Origin of the sequence: Herbidospora cretacea (assembly GCF_001570605.1) — a bacterium.
Classification (GTDB): domain Bacteria; phylum Actinomycetota; class Actinomycetes; order Streptosporangiales; family Streptosporangiaceae; genus Herbidospora; species Herbidospora cretacea.
Genome location: NZ_BBXG01000007.1, coordinates 450,447 through 467,939, shown reverse-complemented (window position 1 = coordinate 467,939; position 17,493 = coordinate 450,447). Strand labels below are relative to the sequence as shown.

The window sequence follows — 17,493 nt, the reverse complement described above, 5'->3', positions numbered from 1 at the left end:
TCGGCCGTAAGAATGAGTCATCGGTCAGACCGTGGTCGCGGGCCGACGCGTTCGCCGTACCGTCCCCAGAGCAGTCGCTGGACCAGCAGGGTGAGGGTGCCCGCGATGACCATGCCGAGGAGGTTCACCCCGAGCTGCAGCGCGGCGTGGCCGACCTCGGCCCAGTCGCCGAGGGCGACCGCGACGGCGGCGTATCCGGCGGCCGGCACCGTCGTGACCGAGATGAACACCCCGACCAGCGACGACGACTTCCCGGCCGTGACCGACAGCACCCCGGCGACCCCGGCCAGCAGCGCCACGATGAACGACCACCGGTCGGGCTTGACGATGAAGTTCACCTCTTCGGTGTTCCCTTCGGCGATCATGGCCGGCTGGATCCAGCCGAGCCCCCGTGCCACCAGCGCGCACGCCAGCGTGGCCGCGATGGCCACGGCGAACCCGACGAGCAGGTTCCGGACCGCCGTCCCGATCAGCCCCCACTCCCGCTGGAGCAGCCCGAAGCAGACGGCCGCGATCGGCCCGAACTCGGGCCCCAGCACCATCGCCCCGACGATGAGGATCGGCGAGTTGAGCAGCACCCCGATCGCGGCGAGCTGGGTGGCGATCACGAGGAAGACGATGAACGCCCACGTCATCCGGCTGTCGTCGGCCACCCGCTGGGCGAGCTCCTCCCAGACCACCGCGTCGTCGCCCTCCCCGGGCGCCTCCTCGCGGGCCCGGTCGGCGGCCTCGGAGATGGCGATGTCGATCTTCTCGACGGCGATGGACCCGCTGGTCTCGATCCCGAGCCCGCGCAGCGCGTCGATGACCCCGTTGGCGGCCTCCCTGGCGACGTCGAACTCGACGAGGTCACCCTCGGGAGAGCGCGCGACGCCAGGCAGGACGACCAGGTTGGTGACGCCGGTCGCCTCGCGCAGACAGCCCACGACCGCGTCGGTGGCAGAGGCAGGACTGATCACCCGGATGTGCAGCACGCGACCGATTATGGCCGCAGCCGTCGAACGCGGTTTCGCATCTCGCGGAACCTGTGGAGAACCTGCACGAGAAAAGGGGGCACCGGCTTATCCGCGCATATCCGGCGAGGCTTCACATGGGTCAGACCCGGCGCAGCCGGATCCTGCGGATCGAGTGGTCCGGACCCTTCTGAAGGATGAGACCGGCCCGTCCCCGGGTAGGAGCGATGTTCTCCACCAGGTTGCGCTCGTTGATGTCGCGCCAGACGTTCCTGGCGAAGACGGTCGCCTCGTCCTCGGAGAGTTCGGCGATGTGCCTGAAATAGGACTTCGGGTCGGCGAAGGCGGTGCGCCGGAGTTTGTGGAACCGGTCGACGTACCAGCCCCGGATGTCCTCGACCCGGGCGTCGACGTAGATCGAGAAGTCGAAGTAGTCGTTGACCGCCAGCGCGGTCGGCGGCGCGGGCTGCAGGACGTTGAGCCCCTCGACGATGAGGATGTCCGGGCGGGCGACCACCTGCCGGGCCCCCGGCACGATGTCGTACTCCAGGTGCGAGTAGACCGGCGCGTACACCTCGGGGCGGCCGCGCTTCACGTCGGCGACGAACTTGACCAGGCTCCGGCGGTCGTAGCTCTCCGGGAAGCCCTTGCGGTGCATGATGTCGCGCTCGGCGAGGACCGCGTTCGGGTGGAGGAAGCTGTCGGTGGTGATCAGGTCGACGCGCGGGTGCTCGGGCCAGCGGGCGAGCAGGGTGTGCAGCAGGCGCGCCGTCGTGGACTTGCCGACCGCGACGCTTCCGGCGATGCCGAGGATGTACGGCGGGGGCGCGGCGTCGTCTCCCAGGAAGGCGCCGACCGCCGCTCCGCGCTGCCGGGCCCCGGTGAAGTGGAGGTTGAGCAGACGGGTGAGCGGCAGGTAGATGTCGGTGACCTCGGCCAGGTCGATGGGGTCGTCGACCCCTCGGAGCTCCTCGAGTTCGGCCTCGGTGAGCGTCATCGGCGTGTTGCGCCGGAGCTCACCCCATTGGGCCCGATTCAGCTCGACGTACGCGTCCCGATCCGCCACGACGCCCAACCCTACCCCGATCTTGACCGCCGGTGGAGTTTCCAGAACTGGTGAAATGGAATGTTCTGTCCCATAAGTGATTGGGGGCGAACTGTGTGCGGGATTGTCGGATACGTGGGATCTCGTCTCGCCATCGACGTCGTCGTCGACGGCCTGGCCCGGCTGGAGTACCGGGGCTACGACTCGGCCGGGATCGCCCTGGTCAACGGGAAGCTGAGCGTCCAGAAGAGGGCCGGGAAGCTGGCCAACCTGCGGGCCGCGCTCGCCGAGACGCCCCTCGTCGAGTCGACCGTCGGGATCGGCCACACCCGCTGGGCCACCCACGGCGCCCCGACCGACCTGAACGCCCACCCGCACACCGACTGTCCCGCGCAGGTCGCCGTCATCCACAACGGGATCATCGAGAACTTCGCCGCCCTCCGCGCCGACCTGGCCGCCAAGGGCCACATGCTGGCCTCCGACACCGACACCGAGGTCGTCGCCCACCTCATCGAGGACGAACGGGCCGCCGGGGCGGGCCTGGCCGAGGCGATGCGCCGGGTCTGCCGACGGCTGGAGGGGGCGTTCACCCTGCTCGCGGTCGACACCGCCGAGCCCGACCTGGTCGTCGGGGCGCGCCGCAACTCCCCGCTGGTCGTCGGGCGCGGCGACGGCGAGAACTTCCTCGGCTCCGACGTGTCCGCCTTCATCGCGCACACCCGCCGCGCCATCGAACTCGGGCAGGACCAGGTCGTCGAGCTGCGCGCCCACGACGTGACGATCACCGACTTCGACGGGATCCCCGTCTCGTGCCGCGAGTTCGTCGTCGACTGGGACGCCTCGGCCGCCGAGAAGGGCGGCCACGACTACTTCATGCTCAAGGAGATCGCCGAGCAGCCCCGCGCCGTGGCCGACACGCTCCTCGGCCGGGTCGACGAGCAGGGCCGGCTCCGTCTCGACGAGCTGCGGCTGCCGCTCGAAGGCGTCGAGAAAATGATCATCGTGGCCTGCGGGACCAGCCACCACGCGGGCCTGATCGCCAAACACGCGGTCGAACGGTGGGCCGGGCTGCCGTGCGAGGTCGAGCTGGCCAGCGAGTTCCGCTACCGCGACCCCATCCTCTCGACCGGCACCCTCATCGTCGTGATCTCCCAGTCGGGCGAGACGATGGACACCCTGATGGCGCTGCGGCACGCGAAGGAACAGGGCTCGGCGGTCCTGGCCATCTGCAACGTCAACGGCTCGACCATCCCCCGCGAGGCCGACGCGGTGATCTACACCCACGCCGGCCCGGAGATCGCCGTCGCCTCGACGAAGGCGTTCCTCACCCAGCTCGTCGCCTGCTACCTGATGGCCCTCTACCTGGCCCAGACCAGGCGCACCCTCCCGGAAGAGGAGATCGCCGCGATCCTGACGCGCCTCGCCAAGGCCCCCGCCGACGTGGAGTCGGTCCTGACCACCGTCGAGCCGGTACGCGAACTCGCCCGCTCCCTCAAGAGCCGGCGCTGCGTGCTGTTCCTCGGCCGCCACGTCGGCTACCCCGTGGCGATGGAGGGGGCACTGAAGCTCAAGGAACTGGCGTACATGCACGCCGAGGGCTTCGCCGCCGGGGAGCTGAAGCACGGCCCGATCGCCCTGATCGAGCCGGGACTGCCGGTCGTCGTCGTGGTCCCGTCGCCCAAGGGCGAGCCGACCCTGCACGACAAGATCGTCTCCAACATCCAGGAGATCCGCGCCCGAGGCGCCATGACCATCGTCGTCTGCGAGGACGGCGACACCGCGGTCGAGCCCTACGCCGACGCCCTGATCCGCGTCCCGGCCGTGCCGACCCTGCTCCAGCCCTTGGTCACCACGGTCCCGATGCAGGTCTTCGCCTGCGAACTCGCCTCCGCCAAAGGCCTGGACGTCGACCAGCCGAGAAACCTCGCCAAGTCCGTGACGGTCGAATGAGATTAATGTGAGCTGAACGACGAGTGACCAGGGAGACCCTCATGGATCGACGTTCGTTCATCGCCGGCAGCGCCGGGATCGCCCTCTTAGGCGGCCCCTTCGCGGGCGTCGCAGCCGCCGGGACCCGGGCTACCCGCGTCCACGGTGCCGACTACGGCCCGCTCGCGCCCGTGACGGATCTGCGCGACGGCGTGGTCCGCCTGGAACTCCCGAAAGGGTTCGCCTACCGGTCCTTCAACCCGGCGGGCAGCGCCTTCACCCAGGGCGGCGTCACACCGGGCCGCCACGACGGGATGGCCGCATTCCCCGGGCCGCGCGGCACCGCGATCCTGGTGCGCAACCACGAGGTCAACGGCCCGGTCGGCGCCTTCGGCGACGTGGCGACCGCCTACGACCCGGCGGCCGGCGGCGGCTGCGCCACCCTCACGGTCACCAGGTTCGGCGAGGTCGTCAGCTCAGGGGTGTCGCTCAACGGCACCCAGATGAACTGCTCCGGCGGCCCCATGCCGTGGGGAGCATGGGTGACCTGCGAGGAGACCGTCAACGGGCCCGACGTCGGCAACGACTTCACCGGCGCCGACAACACGCTCCTCAAGCAGAGACACGGCTACATCTTCGAAGTGCCGCTGAAGGGGGCCGCGTCCCGTACCCCCATCAGGAAGGCGGGCCGGTTCGCCCACGAGTCGGCGGCCTTCGACCCGGCCGGCGGAGCCGTCTACCTGACCGAGGACAATTTCGGCTTCCCGTCGGGCTTCTACCGCTACCTGCCGCCCAGGCACCCCGCCCGCGCGGGGCGGATCCTCGACGGCGGCCGGCTCCAGATGCTCGCCGTGCGGCGCGACCCCCGCAAGGACCTGTCGACCGGCCTCACCACGGGCACCACCTGGGAGACCACCTGGGTCGACATCGACGACCCCGACCCGACGTTCACCACGAGACCGACCAACGACGAGGCCATCCAGTACGTCGGCAACCAGGGCCGCGAGCAGGGCGCGGCGCTGTTCTCCCGCCTCGAAGGGGCCGTCTACGACTCCGGGACCGTGTACTTCGTCTCCACCCAGGGCGGCGCGACCGCGCCCGGAGACACCCCGCCCTCGGGGTTCGGCAAGGGCCGGGGCCAGGTCTTCGCCTACGACACCCGGTCGGGGCGGCTGCGGCTGATCTACGAGTCGCCGTCGGCGCTGGCGCTCGACCTGCCCGACAACATCACCACCAGCCCACGCGGCACCCTGGTGCTCTGCGAGGACGGCGACGGCGGCAACTACCTGCGCGGACTGACCCGGCGCGGGCAGATCTTCGACTTCTCCCGGCTGGTCGGCACCGACGCGGGCGCGGAATACGCGGGGGCCTCGTTCGGGCCGGGCGGTCACACCCTGTACGTCAACGTGCAGTCGTCCCAGGGCCTGTCGTTCGCCATCTGGGGACCATGGCACAAGGGCGGCTTCTGACAGGTCAGAAACCGCCCTCGCTCTCAGGCCTGATTCATCCGCAGGTGACTCGGACGACCTCGGCCAGCCGGTCGGCCATCTCCGTCGCCTGGTCGTGCGAGGCCGCCTCGACCATGACGCGGATCATCGGCTCGGTCCCGCTCGGCCGGATCAGCACCCGGCCGGTGTCGCCGAGCTCCAGCTCCGCCTGCGCGACCGCCGCCAGCAGGGCGGCGCCCCGCGCGCGGGACTTGTCGACGTCCTTCACGTTCACCAGAACCTGCGGCAGCTTGGTCATCACCGCCGCGAGCTCCGACAGCGGCTTGCCCGAACGGGCCACCGCCGCCAGCAGGTGCAGCGACGTCAGCAGGCCGTCGCCGGTCGTCGCGTGATCGAGCATGATCACGTGACCGGACTGCTCACCGCCGAAGGTGAAGCCGTCCTCCCGCATGCGTTCCAGCACGTAGCGGTCGCCCACGGCCGTCTCCACGACCGTGATGCCCACCTCGCGCATGGCCAGCTTGAAGCCGAGGTTCGACATCACCGTGGCGACGACCGTGTCCTTGGCCAGGCGGCCTTCGGCGCGCATCTCCATGGCGAGCACCGCCATGATCTGGTCGCCGTCGACCTCGGCGCCGTCGGCCGTCACCGCGAGGCAGCGGTCGGCGTCGCCGTCGTAGGCGATGCCCACGTCGGCCCGGCCGGCCAGCACGGCCTCACGCAGCGGGCCCAGATGGGTGGAGCCCACGCCGTCGTTGATGTTGAGACCGTCGGGGGCGGTCCCGATCGTCTCGACCTCGGCGCCGGCCCGCAGCAGCGCCTCGGGAGCCACCATGTGGGCGGCGCCGTGGGCGCAGTCGACGACGACCCGGAGGCCGTCGAGGCGGTGCGGCAGCGAGCTCAGGACGTGGGAGACGTAGCGTTCGGTCTCGCCGTACGCCTCCCGGACCCGGCCCACGGCCGAGCCGACGGGACGTTCCCATTTCTCCCCGAGACGCCGTTCGATCTCGTTCTCCACCGCGTCGGGCAGCTTGAAGCCCTGCCGGGTGAGGAACTTGATGCCGTTGTCGGGCGCCGGGTTGTGCGAGGCCGAGAGCATGACGCCGAGGTCGGCGCCCAGCTCAGGGGTCAGATAGGCCACCGCCGGGGTGGGCAGCACGCCGAGACGGAGCACGTCCATGCCGGACGACGCGAGGCCGGCGACCACAGCGGCTTCGAGGAACTCCCCCGAAGCGCGCGGGTCCCGGCCTACGACGGCGAGCGGGCGGCTCCTCCCGGCATCGCGCAGCACGTGCGCGGCGGCCACGGACAGGTCCATGGCCAGCTCGGCGGTGAGGTCGCGACCGGCGACCCCACGTACCCCGTCGGTGCCGAAGAGGCGGCCCAACTTAACGCTTGCTGTACTGCGGAGCCTTACGGGCCTTCTTGAGGCCGTACTTCTTCCGCTCCGTGGCGCGGGCGTCACGGGTCAGGAAGCCGGCCTTCTTCAGCGGCGGCCGGTTGGTCTCCGCGTCGAGGATCGCCAGCGCGCGGGACAGGCCCATGCGCAGGGCGCCGGCCTGGCCGGTCACGCCGCCGCCGTCGATGCGGGCGATGACGTCGAACTGGTCCTCGGCGCCGAGCACCACGAAGGGCTCGTTGACGATCTGCTGGTGGACCTTGTTGGGGAAGTAGACGTCGATGCTACGACCGTTGATCGTCCACTTGCCGGTGCCCGGAACGATGCGGACGCGGGCGACGGCCTCCTTGCGGCGGCCGGTGCCGTACGAGTTGCCCGTGGTGACGGGCTTGCGCACGGGGGCGTCGGCGGCGGGGGCCGACTCGGTGGTGTACTCGGACGGGAATTCCTCGCCCGCGAAGTCCTCGACTTCGCCCTCGACGAGCGTCTCGGTACCGGTGGTCTCAGCCACGGTTCTCCTCTTAACTTTCCTGGCTCGGCGTTACTGGGCGATCTGAGTGATCTCGAAGGGCACCGGGCTCTGCGCCTGGTGCGGGTGCTCCGGACCGGCGTAGACCTTGAGCTTCTTGGCCATCTTCCGGCCGAGGGCGTTCTTGGGCAGCATGCCCTTGACGGCCTTCTCGACCGCACGGTCGGGACGCTTCTCCATCAGCTCGCCGTAGCTGACCGAGCGGAGACCGCCCGGGTAGCCGGAGTGACGGTAGGCCTTCTTCTGCGCCAGCTTGTTGCCGGACAGGTGAATCTTGTCGGCGTTGACGATGATCACGAAGTCGCCGGTGTCGACGTGGTTCGCGAAGATCGGCTTGTGCTTGCCACGGAGCAGGACCGCGACGTGACTTGCCAGCCGGCCGAGAACGACGTCGGTGGCGTCGATGACGTACCACTGACGCTCGACGTCGTTGGGCTTCGGGGTGAACGTGCTCACGGCAGTGCCTTCTGTCGGATGATGAACACACGGAGGTTGTGAGGGCACACAGCGGCACAACCTTCCGTCTCCACACATACGGGAGATGACGCCGGACGCGCCGTGTTCAGTCAGCGAAGGACTGAAGCACACACAACGATCCACCACCATACCCGCAGCCGCCGAGTTGAGCAAAACGCAACGGTCCAAAACGGAGTACTTGCTCCGGGGCTCTGATCTGCGGCTCCATTACCCATCCGGTCTCTCCATTCTCATTTTCAACAGGCCGCTGTATCCCTATATTTGGCTGCGGTATGTGGCAGACCCCTCACAACCGGCATACCCAGCCAAGCGCCCGACGCGGGACGCTGCTGGGCGTTCTGGCATGCGTGCTCGCGGTTCTGATCCTCGGCATCGTCATCGGCCGGATCACCGTGCTGGGCAACGGGGCGAGCGAGGTCTACCTGCGCGACAACCAGCCGATCGCCAAGCCGCAGCCCTCCCAGCCGCCCCGCCACCGGCCCGCGCTGGTGCCGGTCGCGCCCGCGGGCAGCGAGGAGACCTCCCTCGACCTGACCGACCTGGAGCAGGACGTGGTCTTCTTCGTCAACGAGGCCCGCGTCAAGGCCGGCTGCGCGAAGCTGCGGATCGACCCCCGGCTGATGACCTCCGCCCGGCAGCACTCCGCCGAGATGGCCGCGAGCGGCACGTTCGACCACGAGTCGCCCGACGGCGCGAGCCCGTGGGACCGCATGGCCCGCGCCGGATACCGGCTCGGCGGCGCCGAGAACATCGCCAAGGGCTACCAGAACGCCGCCGACGCGGTGAAGAGCTGGCTGAACAGCCCCTCCCACCGGCGCAACATCCTCAACTGCCAGCTCACCGTGACCGGGGTCGGCGTCAACCTCGATCGGGGCGGCCCGTGGTGGACCCAGGACTTCGGGTATTCCTGACCAATCCGCACCAGACCCGCCGCGCGGTTAATCTCAAGCCCATGGGTTCCCCCACCAGGCGCCGGTCCGGACTGGTCGCCCCAGCAGTGATCATCACCGCGGTCGTCGGCCTGCTCAGCGGCTGCTCGGGCGACGCGGCGCCGCCCGCCGCCACGACGTCGGCCGCGCCCAAGCCCAGCCTCCCGGTCGCCCCGGGAGGCAAGTTCGGGTACGCCGCCGCCCGCTCCACCGATCCCGATCCGCTGACCCAGAACGAGATCTTCGGCAAGAGCCGCTTCACCAGCAACGGCCGGAAGTACAAGATGACCGTCCGGAAGATGGACAAGGCCTGCAAGGACGCGGTCACCGGCGAGAAGCTCGCCAAGGCCCTGAAGTCGGCCGGCTGCAACCAGCTCGTCCGCGCCAGCTTCCACGACGCCAAGGGCACGGTGATCGGCACGGTCGGCGTCGCCAACCTCAAGACCGCCAAGGGCGCCGTGGCCGTCGCCGGGGCGGGCGCGGGCAAGGAGCGCAAGGACTATCTGAAGCCGCTGGCCGGCGACGACGAGCACACGAAGGAACTCGGCGACGGCGAGGCCTACGCCGGCGGCTGGACCCACGGCCACTACGCGATCCTGCTCTGGTTCCAGTTCAAAGACGGCCACGAACCGAAGAAAGCCGAGCTCAAGCGGCTCTACCAAGCCGCCGTCGACATCACCGACGCGACCGTGTTCACCGCCCTCGACACCAGGTCGGTGCGGGGCGGCCGAGGCTAGCTCGATGCTGAAACGCCCATAGCGGCACGACGATCTCGTCTGCGCAGATACGCTTCCGGGTATGCGTGGCCAGGATTCCGGTTCCGAGCACGACCACGAGGGCAAGGTGCCCCCGCCCAGCTTCGGGCAGTCGGCTCGTGACGAGAGCTACCCGCCGCCCGGCGACGGCCCGGGCAGCGGCTGGTTCGCCGCACCGACGGCCCGCCCGCCCCAGCCGGAGTGGCCGCCGGCGCCGACCTCGCGGCCGCCCGACGAGCCGCCGACGTGGCCCCCGGCTCCCGCCCGGGAGCCCGCCGAGCCCTCCGGCAGCTGGTTCTCCCAGCCGACGTCCGCCCCGACCGCCGACGTCGACGACCCCGACGATCCCGAGGAGCCCGGCGCGACCTGGCCGACGCCCCGCTCGTGGCAGCCGCCCGCCCCGGTGACCGAACACGTCCCCGACGCGCCGCAGACCGACTCCGAGACCCCCGCGACGGGCCATTTCGGCTTCCCCATGACCACCGCGGCCGAGCCCGAACACCGGTCCGCCTGGCCCCCGCCGGTCTACGACCCCCTCACCGAGGAGACCCTCGACACCCGGGGCGCCAGGTCCGCGTGGTCCGCCCCCGTCCACGACCCGGAGACCGAGGACACGCGCGACCGCGACGCGGCGTGGCCGGTCCCCGCCTACGACCCCGAGACCGAGGAGACCCGCGACCACTCCAAGGCCGGTTCGTGGCCGCCCGCGCAGCAGTGGACCGGCTGGCCCGCCGCCGAACCGCCGCCGCCGGTCGAAGAACCCGAAGAGCCTCAGGTCCTGGACGCCACCACCTCCGGCCTCCCCCCGCTCCCCGAGTGGCCCGTGGGCGACGGCGACCGTCCCGGTGAGCCGGGTGACATCGCCGTCTGGCCGCCGCGCCTGCCGGGCGAGGAGAACGCCACCACCCAGCCCGCCGAGATCCTCGACGACCCGCCGGTCTTCCCGCGCCACTGGCCCCCGGCCGCCCACCAGGCCGAACCGGCCCCCGAGCCCGAACTGGGCGTGGCCACCGTCCCGGGCGACCGCCCCGAGGGCGCGCCCTGGCCGCCCGCGCAACAGTGGGCCACCGACACCGGCACCCGCTGGCCGTCGGCCGCGATCCCCGACGACGATCCCGCCGAGACCACGATCCCGCGCGAGGAGCAGCCGGCCGCCTTCAAGGAGTTCGACCCCGCCGCGCAGGAGCCCCCTCAGTCGTTCGGCGTGGTCAACGGCACCGTGACCGACATCCCCACCGACCCGGAGCTGCCGGTGCAGAAAGTCGACCCCCACCCGGAGCCGACGAAGGAAGACCTGTTCACTCCCCCGGTGCCGCCCGCCGCCCCGGTCTCCCCCGGACGGGGTTTCGAGAGCCTGGGCGCGGCCCCGACCGTGGCCGAGGGGATCGTCCACCCGCCGCTGCCCAAGGGCTACCGCCCGGCCGAGGCCGCGCCGGTCGCCGAGCCGCCCGCCAAGAAGAGCGGAGGCGCCAGGAAGGTGCTGATGGCCGGTGGCGCCGCGGTGGTCATCGCGGCCATCGGGGCGTCGGCCTACATGGCCTACTCGGGCGAGGACGACACGCCCGGCGAGGCCGCCGCTCCCCCGGCGACGGCCCCTCCGGCGGCCCCCGGCGGGCAGGTCGCCGATCCCGAGCCCACGGTCGAGGCGGCGGTGCTCGACTCGGAGACCACCGACCCCCGCAAGCTCACCCTGGCCGAGGCGTTCCCCGCCGCGAAGGTCACCGTGAACGGCCGGACCTACAAGCGCGTCAAGGTCAACATCACCGACGACTGCGCCGCCGCGGCGGCGGGGGCCTTCGCCAAGTCGCTGTCGGACAACGACTGCCGCCGGGTCCTGCGCGCGACCTACGTCGACGGCAAGAAGCAGTACGCCGTCACGACCGGCATCGCCGTGCTGCCCACCAAGGAGGCGGCCCTGACCGTCGACCAGACCAAGAACCTCGGCAGCAACCTGTGGTTCCGCGGCCTCAACGGCGACGCCGAGTCGGGCGCCGACCGGGTGGCCATCAGCGGCGGCTACGCCGCGGGCATGGTCTGGGGCCGCTACATCGTGTTCAGCTACGCGACCTACGCCGACGGCCACACCCCGGGCGAGAAGGAGAAGGACCTCGGCCCGGTCAGCGGCGGCTTCCGCGACCAGACGGCCGAGATCATCGAGAAGCGCGTCACGAGCTAACCCGGCCGCGTCCGGTCAGGGGGTCTGCTGCACGAGGACCGGTTCGGGCGTTCCTGGTGTCGGTCAGCCAGAGCGTGTAGGCCTCGCCGGGTGTCAGGCCCGAGGCCGCCATCTCCAGCAGGTCGAGCGAGCCCAGCGAGTTCACCGACACCGTCGCGTGGCCCTTGCGCCGGTCGCCGCCGGGCGCGATCAGGGCGATGTGCCCGTTGCGGGCGGCGACCCCGAGCGGCACCAGCCCCGAGGTGCCCGGACCGGACGGCACGGCCTCGGGGACGTAGACGAGCGCCATCGGCTGCTGGCCGACGGGGATCGTGGTGATGGCCCGGTTGGCCAGAGCGTCGATCGCGAGCACGGCGTCCTGGTTCTCCAGCCCCACGTAGACGCGGGCGCCGTCCCCCGACGTCCACACGCCGTGCGGCAGGTCGCCGGTGGGGATGGTGGCGACCAGCCGGGGGTTGGCGCCGTCGCGGCGGTAGACCTTGACGGCGTTCTCCTCGCCGACGGTCACGTACGCGAACGCGCGCTCGGGGGTGAAGCTGGAGGGCACGTAGGCGTAGCGGCCGTTCGGGTGGAACAGCACCATGCCGGGTCCGTTGGCGGTCGGCACCCGGCGGACTCCCTCATCGCCACCGGGTCGATCACCGAGACGTAGTCCTGGCCGCGCACGGTCGCCCAGACCTGCTTGCCGTCGGGGGTGAAGAACGCTGCGCAGGTCCCGGGAGAACCCCAGCCCGTGGACGAGCAGCTGCCCCTTGTACAACGGGCTGAGCGAGGCGGGCACTGGGTCGCCCAGCCGGATGACGCCCAGTAGCCGGTTGGCCGACGGGTCGACGACCGAGACGGTGTTGGAGGTCTGGTCGGCGGTGTAGACGCGGTCACGACCCGAGACCGCCACCGTGGCCCCCGTCCCGGCCCCTCCGGGACCGGACCCGGGCGTCGGCGTCGCGGCGGGCGCCTTCTCCAGGCGGCGGCGCATGACGTCGATCTAATGCCGCTGGGTGTCGATGATCTCCTGGGCCAGCCGCCGCAGCACCGGGTCGCGTCCATGGGCCAGGGGGACGCGCGGGGCCGGCCCGTCGCTGAACGTCACATTCCCCGGCCCCGGTCCGGCTACGCGTGCGGCGACGCGTCGAGGGTGCGCACCCGGCGGGTCATCGCGGCCCGGCCGGCCAGTTCCGCGTCGGCCGGGTAACGCACCTCCTCCAGGGTCAGCCCCAGCGCCGGCGCGACGTGCACGCCGGAGTCGCGGACCGCGCGCCGGAGCACCTCGCCCGGCCATTCGACGGGCATGCGGCCCTCCCCCACCGCCAGGAGCGAGCCCACGAGCGCCCGGACCATCGAGTGGCAGAAGGCGTCGGCCACCACCGTCGCGGTCACGAACGTCTCCCCGCGCTCCCACGACAGTCGCTGGAGGGCGCGGATCGTCGTGGCGCCCTCGCGCTTCTTGCAGAAGGCCGCGAAGTCGTGCTCGCCGAGCAGGGCGGCCGATCCGGCGTTCAGCAGGCCGACGTCGAGGGGCCGGTTGTACCAGAGCACGTCCTTGCGCCGCAGGGGGTCGACTCCCCCGGGGTTGTCGCTGACGCGGTAGCCGTACCGGCGCGACAGGGCGGAGAAGCGGGCGTCGAAACCCTCCGGGGCGACGCTGACCCGGTTGACCCGCACATCGGGAGGGAGCACCCCGGCGAGCCGCCGCAGCAGCTGGGCGGGCTCCTCGACGTCGTCGGCGAGGTCGACGTGGGCGACCTGTCCCCGCGCGTGGACCCCGGCGTCGGTGCGGCCGGCCACGGTCAGGGACGGCGGCTCGGGCAGGCGCAGGATGCGGGCCAGCGCGGCCTCGATCTCTCCCTGGACGGTACGCCGCGCGGGCTGCTTGGCCCATCCCGAGAAGTCGGTCCCGTCGTACCCAAGATCGAGCCGCAACCGCATGGAAAACCCTTTCGGCAAAACGAAACGGGTCCAGTGTCCCGTAGGACACCGGACCCGTGGGAAACCTGAGAGATCAGGCCTCGTCGTCCTTCTTGGCCTCGGTCTCGGTGACCTCGGCCTCGTCGGCGGCGGCCTCCGCCTTCGTCTCCTCGACCTCTTCGGCCTTGGGCGCCGGCGCCGGGGCGGCGGCGGGCTCAGGGGCCTTGCGGGTCGTGGTGACGGCGTTCAGCGGCTCGGTGACGAGCTCGATGACGGCCATGAAAGCGGCGTCGCCCTTGCGCTGCCCGATCTTGGTGATGCGGGTGTAGCCACCGGGACGCTCCGCGAAGGTGGGGGCGATCTCGGTGAAGAGGTGGTGCACGACGCCCTTGTCACGGATGACGGCCGCCACCTGGCGACGGTTGTGGATGTCGCCCTTCTTCGCCTTGGTGATCAGCCGCTCCGCCACGGGGCGCAGGCGCTTGGCCTTGGCCTCGGTGGTCTTGATCTTTCCGTGCTGGAAAAGCTGCGTCGCGAGGTTCGACAGGATCAGCTTCTCGTGCGCCGCGGAACCACCGAAACGTGCACCCTTGGTGGGCTTGGGCATGACATGCTCCTTTGGATAACCCGCCCCGGCCGTATCAGGTACCGGGGTCGGGCCGATCAGATGATCGTTCTAGCTGAGAAAATCAGTACTGCTCGGTCTCGATGAAGCCGCCGTCCTCGTCGTCGTAGCCGCCACCGGCGACTGCGGACGGGTCGAATCCGGGCGGGCTGTCCTTGAGCGCGAGACCCATCTCGTGCAGCTTCTGCTTGACCTCTTCGATCGACTTGGCGCCGAAGTTGCGGATGTCCAGCAGGTCCTGCTCACTGCGCGCCACGAGCTCACCCACGGTGTGGATGCCCTCGCGCTTGAGGCAGTTGTAGGAACGAACCGTCAGGTTCAGCTCCTCGATCGGCAGCGCCAGGTCGGCCGCCAGGGCGGCGTCGGTCGGCGACGGGCCGATGTCGATGCCCTCGGCCTCGACGTTGAGCTCACGGGCCAGGCCGAAGAGCTCGACGAGGGTCTTGCCGGCCGAGGCCACCGCGTCGCGGGGCTTCATGCACGGCTTGGTCTCGACGTCGAGGATCAGCCGGTCGAAGTCGGTGCGCTGCTCGACACGCGTCGCCTCGACCTTGTAGGTGACCTTGAGGACCGGCGAGTAGATCGAGTCGATCGGGATGCGGCCGATCTCCTGGCCGGGCTGCTTGTTCTGGGCGGCGGAGACGTAGCCGCGACCGCGCTCGACGGTCAGCTCCATCTCCAGCTTCGCCTTGCCGTTCAGCGTGGCGATGTGGAGGTCGGGGTTGTGCACCTCGACACCGGCCGGGGGCGCGATGTCGGCGGCGGTGACCTCACCGGGGCCCTGCTTGCGCAGGTACATGACCACCGGCTCGTCGTGCTCGGAGGAGACGACCAGGTTCTTGAGGTTCAGGATGATGTCGGTGACGTCTTCCTTGACCCCGGGAACGGTCGTGAACTCGTGGAGGACACCCTCGATGCGGATGGAGGTCACGGCCGCGCCCGGAATGGACGACAGCAGCGTGCGCCGCACGGAGTTGCCGATGGTGTAGCCGAAACCCGGCTCCAGCGGCTCGATGACGAACTTGGACCGGTGCTCGTCGAGGGACTCCTCGACCAGACTGGGACGCTGTGCGATGAGCATGCGTGTTCCCTTTCGAAACGGCGACGCCCGTTATTTGACGCCGCTCGGTGAAACCAGTGTGCCGCACGGCCCGTTGTGCGCGAGCCGTGCGGCAGCGGAGCCTTACCCCAGGGACTACTTGGAGTAGAGCTCGACGATGAGCTGCTCCTGGACCAGCGTGTCGATCTGCTGGCGGACCGGGAGCTGGTGCACGAGCACCCGCATGGCCTCGGGGGCGACACCCAGCCACGCCGGGACGGTCTTGTCACCGGACGTGGCGCGAGCCACCTCGTAGGGCATGAGGTTGCGCGACTTCTCGCGGATCTCCACGATGTCGTGCTCGCGGACGCGGTAGGACGGGATGTCCACCTTCTTGCCGTTCACGGTCACGTGACCGTGGCGGACCTGCTGGCGGGCGGCGTCGCGCGACTCCGCGAAACCGGCGCGGTAGACCACGTTGTCGAGACGGCTCTCCAGGATCTGGAGGAGGTTCTCGCCGGTCTTGCCGGACTTGCGGTTGGCTTCCTCGTAGTAGTTCCGGAACTGCTTCTCGAGGATGCCGTAGATGCGGCGGGTCTTCTGCTTCTCACGAAGCTGGAGCTGGTACTCAGACTCCTTGGGACGACCACGACCGTGCTCACCCGGGGGGTAAGGACGGATTTCGATGGGGCACTTCGCGGACTCGCACTTCTTGCCCTTGAGGAAAAGCTTGGTCTTCTCCCGGCGGCAGAGCTTGCAGTCCGCACCCGTGTAACGAGCCATTTTCTCTTATCTCCTGGACGTCAGACGCGGCGGCGCTTCGGCGGACGGCAACCGTTGTGCGGGACCGGCGTCACGTCCTGGATGGACCCGACCTCGAGCCCGGTCGCCTGAAGCGAACGGATCGCGGTCTCCCGGCCGGAACCGGGGCCCTTGACGAAGACGTCGACCTTGCGCATGCCGTGCTCCATGGCGCGGCGGGCGGCGTTCTCGGCGGCCATCTGGGCGGCGAACGGGGTGGACTTACGGGAGCCCTTGAACCCGACGTGGCCGGCGCTGGCCCAGGAGATCACGTTCCCGTTCGGGTCGGTGATCGAGACGATCGTGTTGTTGAACGTGCTCTTGATGTGGGCGTGCCCGTGAGCGACGTTCTTCTTTTCCTTGCGGCGCACCTTCTTGGGTGCGCCCTGGCGGCTCTTCGGCGGCATTTAAGCGCTATCTCCTGAAATGGGCTGCAGCTAAGGACTACTTCTTGCCCGGCTTCTTCTTGCCGGCCACGGTCTTCTTCTTGCCCTTGCGGGTACGCGCGTTCGTCTGCGTCCGCTGACCGTGGACGGGCAGCCCCTTGCGGTGCCGGATGCCCTGGTAGCAGCCGATTTCGATCTTGCGACGAATGTCGGCCTGAACTTCGCGACGGAGGTCACCCTCGATCTTGTAGTTCGCCTCGATGTAGTCACGCATGGGCACGAGCTCGGTGTCTGAGAGCTGGTGCACGCGCAGGTCGCCGGAGACGCCGGTGGCGTCCAGGATTTCGAGCGCGCGGGTACGGCCGATGCCGTAGATGTAGGTGAGAGCGATCTCCAGCCGCTTGTCGCGGGGGAGGTCGACGCCAACCAGGCGAGCCATGGTCGGGCATTCTCCTTCGTTTCGCGGAGGTCCTGCGCCCCACGCCCCTCCCCAATGCCCGGGGTGAGGGCCCCGGCCTCCGACCGGGGGTCTCCCGCGTGGTTCACCCATCCCAAAGGAAGGCGCCTTCGCGAGTGTGGCGCGCGATTACAGTCCCGGCCCCGCACATGGGTCGAGTCCGCCACGTGGGACGGACTCAGCAGGGGCCGGTGGCGACTAGCCCTGACGCTGCTTGTGGCGCAGGTTGTCGCAGATCACCATGACTCGACCGTGCCGGCGGATCACCTTGCACTTGTCACAGATCTTCTTGACGCTCGGCTTGACCTTCATAGTCCTTAATCGTTCCTACTTGTACCGGTAGACGATCCGGCCGCGAGTGAGGTCGTAGGGGCTAAGCTCCACGACGACCCGGTCGTCCGGGAGGATGCGGATGTAGTGCATGCGCATCCTGCCGCTGATGTGGGCCAGGACCTTATGGCCGTTGTCGAGCTGCACCCGGAACATGGCGTTCGGGAGCGACTCGACCACAGTGCCCTCGATCTCGATGGCGCCGTCTTTCTTGGCCAAAAGTTCCTCACGTTTCACTGATGCTCGGTCGTCTGAGGCTTCGGAACACTAATCAGCCGCGACCTTGAGGCGTTTCAGAGAGCGGCGGCTG

20 protein-coding genes are annotated in these 17,493 nt (G+C 70.0%); 5 read left to right on the top strand and 15 right to left on the bottom strand.

Translation table 11 applies throughout. The annotated features are described in order from the left end of the window. Window positions 1-17 precede the first annotated feature (17 nt). Complete coding sequence (locus AW270_RS16830; protein ID WP_061295266.1) at window positions 18-974, bottom strand: DUF389 domain-containing protein; 957 nt, start codon at window positions 972-974, stop codon at window positions 18-20. A gap of 121 nt (window positions 975-1,095) precedes the next feature. Continuing rightward, window positions 1,096-2,019 (bottom strand): type I pantothenate kinase, encoded by a 924-nt coding sequence (coaA, locus tag AW270_RS16825; RefSeq protein WP_082801612.1) that lies wholly within the window; start codon window positions 2,017-2,019, stop codon window positions 1,096-1,098. 60 nt (window positions 2,020-2,079) lie between these two features. Here coaA and glmS point away from each other — a divergent pair, with 60 nt between their 5' ends. Together glmS and AW270_RS16815 are read left to right on the top strand one after the other, a co-directional pair. After that, the gene (glmS, locus tag AW270_RS16820; RefSeq protein WP_275477760.1) at window positions 2,080-3,948 is read left to right on the top strand and encodes a glutamine--fructose-6-phosphate transaminase (isomerizing); all 1,869 of its coding nucleotides are present in this window, start codon (window positions 2,080-2,082) and stop codon (window positions 3,946-3,948) included. A 41-nt stretch (window positions 3,949-3,989) separates the two neighbouring features. Continuing rightward, a complete protein-coding gene (locus AW270_RS16815; protein WP_061295313.1) occupies window positions 3,990-5,396 on the top strand; it encodes a PhoX family protein in 1,407 nt (468 codons plus the stop codon). A 34-nt stretch (window positions 5,397-5,430) separates the two neighbouring features. Here the strand turns inward: AW270_RS16815 and glmM are convergent, their stop codons facing one another. From glmM to rplM, 3 genes are read right to left on the bottom strand one after another with little or no spacing between them, the layout of a single operon-like run. Continuing rightward, window positions 5,431-6,762 (bottom strand): phosphoglucosamine mutase, encoded by a 1,332-nt coding sequence (glmM, locus tag AW270_RS16810; RefSeq protein WP_061295264.1) that lies wholly within the window; start codon window positions 6,760-6,762, stop codon window positions 5,431-5,433. A gap of 1 nt (window position 6,763) precedes the next feature. Continuing rightward, the gene (gene rpsI / locus AW270_RS16805; RefSeq protein WP_061295263.1) at window positions 6,764-7,285 is read right to left on the bottom strand and encodes a 30S ribosomal protein S9; all 522 of its coding nucleotides are present in this window, start codon (window positions 7,283-7,285) and stop codon (window positions 6,764-6,766) included. Window positions 7,286-7,315: 30 nt separating this feature from the next. Further along, a complete protein-coding gene (rplM, locus tag AW270_RS16800; RefSeq protein WP_061295262.1) occupies window positions 7,316-7,759 on the bottom strand; it encodes a 50S ribosomal protein L13 in 444 nt (147 codons plus the stop codon). Between the two features lie 368 nt (window positions 7,760-8,127). On the opposite strand from rplM, the gene AW270_RS16795 reads away from it, so the two are divergent. The 3 genes from AW270_RS16795 to AW270_RS16785 all read left to right on the top strand — a co-directional run bounded on the left by AW270_RS16795 (window position 8,128) and on the right by AW270_RS16785 (window position 11,640). Then, a complete protein-coding gene (locus AW270_RS16795; protein ID WP_061295261.1) occupies window positions 8,128-8,691 on the top strand; it encodes a CAP domain-containing protein in 564 nt (187 codons plus the stop codon). Between the two features lie 41 nt (window positions 8,692-8,732). Next, window positions 8,733-9,446, top strand: coding sequence for a hypothetical protein (locus tag AW270_RS16790; RefSeq protein ID WP_157522108.1), 714 nt, complete (start codon window positions 8,733-8,735; stop codon window positions 9,444-9,446). A gap of 61 nt (window positions 9,447-9,507) precedes the next feature. Continuing rightward, the gene (locus AW270_RS16785) at window positions 9,508-11,640 is read left to right on the top strand and encodes a hypothetical protein (RefSeq protein ID WP_061295259.1); all 2,133 of its coding nucleotides are present in this window, start codon (window positions 9,508-9,510) and stop codon (window positions 11,638-11,640) included. On the opposite strand, the gene AW270_RS38820 is transcribed toward AW270_RS16785, so the two are convergent. The 10 genes from AW270_RS38820 to infA form a co-directional block, all read right to left on the bottom strand. Beyond that, complete coding sequence (locus AW270_RS38820) at window positions 11,630-12,616, bottom strand: YncE family protein (RefSeq protein ID WP_218009235.1); 987 nt, start codon at window positions 12,614-12,616, stop codon at window positions 11,630-11,632. The genes AW270_RS16785 and AW270_RS38820 overlap by 11 nt on opposite strands. A 9-nt stretch (window positions 12,617-12,625) precedes the next feature. Beyond that, entirely contained in the window at window positions 12,626-12,730 is a 105-nt protein-coding gene (locus tag AW270_RS40560) for a DUF305 domain-containing protein (protein WP_218009234.1), read from the bottom strand. A gap of 20 nt (window positions 12,731-12,750) precedes the next feature. Beyond that, complete coding sequence (gene truA, locus AW270_RS16775) at window positions 12,751-13,566, bottom strand: tRNA pseudouridine(38-40) synthase TruA (protein WP_061295257.1); 816 nt, start codon at window positions 13,564-13,566, stop codon at window positions 12,751-12,753. A 73-nt stretch (window positions 13,567-13,639) separates the two neighbouring features. Next, window positions 13,640-14,152 carry a 50S ribosomal protein L17 gene (gene rplQ / locus AW270_RS16770; RefSeq protein ID WP_061295256.1) on the bottom strand — a complete coding sequence of 171 codons (513 nt, stop codon included), beginning with the start codon at window positions 14,150-14,152 and terminating at the stop codon, window positions 13,640-13,642. An 82-nt stretch (window positions 14,153-14,234) separates the two neighbouring features. Then, window positions 14,235-15,251: a DNA-directed RNA polymerase subunit alpha gene (locus AW270_RS16765; protein ID WP_061295255.1), complete on the bottom strand. Its 1,017-nt coding sequence runs from the start codon at window positions 15,249-15,251 to the stop codon at window positions 14,235-14,237. A 114-nt stretch (window positions 15,252-15,365) separates the two neighbouring features. Then, window positions 15,366-15,992 carry a 30S ribosomal protein S4 gene (gene rpsD / locus AW270_RS16760; protein WP_061295254.1) on the bottom strand — a complete coding sequence of 209 codons (627 nt, stop codon included), beginning with the start codon at window positions 15,990-15,992 and terminating at the stop codon, window positions 15,366-15,368. Window positions 15,993-16,012: 20 nt separating this feature from the next. Next, window positions 16,013-16,417, bottom strand: coding sequence for a 30S ribosomal protein S11 (rpsK, locus tag AW270_RS16755; protein ID WP_020542285.1), 405 nt, complete (start codon window positions 16,415-16,417; stop codon window positions 16,013-16,015). A gap of 37 nt (window positions 16,418-16,454) precedes the next feature. Then, the gene (rpsM, locus tag AW270_RS16750; RefSeq protein WP_061295253.1) at window positions 16,455-16,835 is read right to left on the bottom strand and encodes a 30S ribosomal protein S13; all 381 of its coding nucleotides are present in this window, start codon (window positions 16,833-16,835) and stop codon (window positions 16,455-16,457) included. Window positions 16,836-17,051: 216 nt separating this feature from the next. Next, entirely contained in the window at window positions 17,052-17,165 is a 114-nt protein-coding gene (gene rpmJ / locus AW270_RS16745; protein ID WP_003956441.1) for a 50S ribosomal protein L36, read from the bottom strand. A gap of 15 nt (window positions 17,166-17,180) precedes the next feature. Next, window positions 17,181-17,402 (bottom strand): translation initiation factor IF-1, encoded by a 222-nt coding sequence (gene infA, locus AW270_RS16740; protein ID WP_030451477.1) that lies wholly within the window; start codon window positions 17,400-17,402, stop codon window positions 17,181-17,183. Between the last annotated feature and the right edge of the window lie 91 nt (window positions 17,403-17,493).

Bases quoted from the DNA above. Each gene is read 5' to 3' on its own strand.
- glmS (WP_275477760.1), top strand. From the start codon at position 2,080: ATGTTCTGTCCCATAAGTGATTGGGGGCGAACTGTGTGCGGGATTGTC.
- AW270_RS16815 (WP_061295313.1), top strand. From the start codon at position 3,990: ATGGATCGACGTTCGTTCATCGCCGGCAGCGCCGGGATCGCCCTCTTA.
- AW270_RS16790 (WP_157522108.1), top strand. From the start codon at position 8,733: ATGGGTTCCCCCACCAGGCGCCGGTCCGGACTGGTCGCCCCAGCAGTG.
- AW270_RS16785 (WP_061295259.1), top strand. From the start codon at position 9,508: ATGCGTGGCCAGGATTCCGGTTCCGAGCACGACCACGAGGGCAAGGTG.
- AW270_RS38820 (WP_218009235.1), bottom strand. From the start codon at position 12,616: ATGCGCCGCCGCCTGGAGAAGGCGCCCGCCGCGACGCCGACGCCCGGG.
- truA (WP_061295257.1), bottom strand. From the start codon at position 13,566: ATGCGGTTGCGGCTCGATCTTGGGTACGACGGGACCGACTTCTCGGGA.
- rplQ (WP_061295256.1), bottom strand. From the start codon at position 14,152: ATGCCCAAGCCCACCAAGGGTGCACGTTTCGGTGGTTCCGCGGCGCAC.
- AW270_RS16765 (WP_061295255.1), bottom strand. From the start codon at position 15,251: ATGCTCATCGCACAGCGTCCCAGTCTGGTCGAGGAGTCCCTCGACGAG.
- rpsD (WP_061295254.1), bottom strand. From the start codon at position 15,992: ATGGCTCGTTACACGGGTGCGGACTGCAAGCTCTGCCGCCGGGAGAAG.
- rpsK (WP_020542285.1), bottom strand. From the start codon at position 16,417: ATGCCGCCGAAGAGCCGCCAGGGCGCACCCAAGAAGGTGCGCCGCAAG.
- rpsM (WP_061295253.1), bottom strand. From the start codon at position 16,835: ATGGCTCGCCTGGTTGGCGTCGACCTCCCCCGCGACAAGCGGCTGGAG.
- rpmJ (WP_003956441.1), bottom strand. From the start codon at position 17,165: ATGAAGGTCAAGCCGAGCGTCAAGAAGATCTGTGACAAGTGCAAGGTG.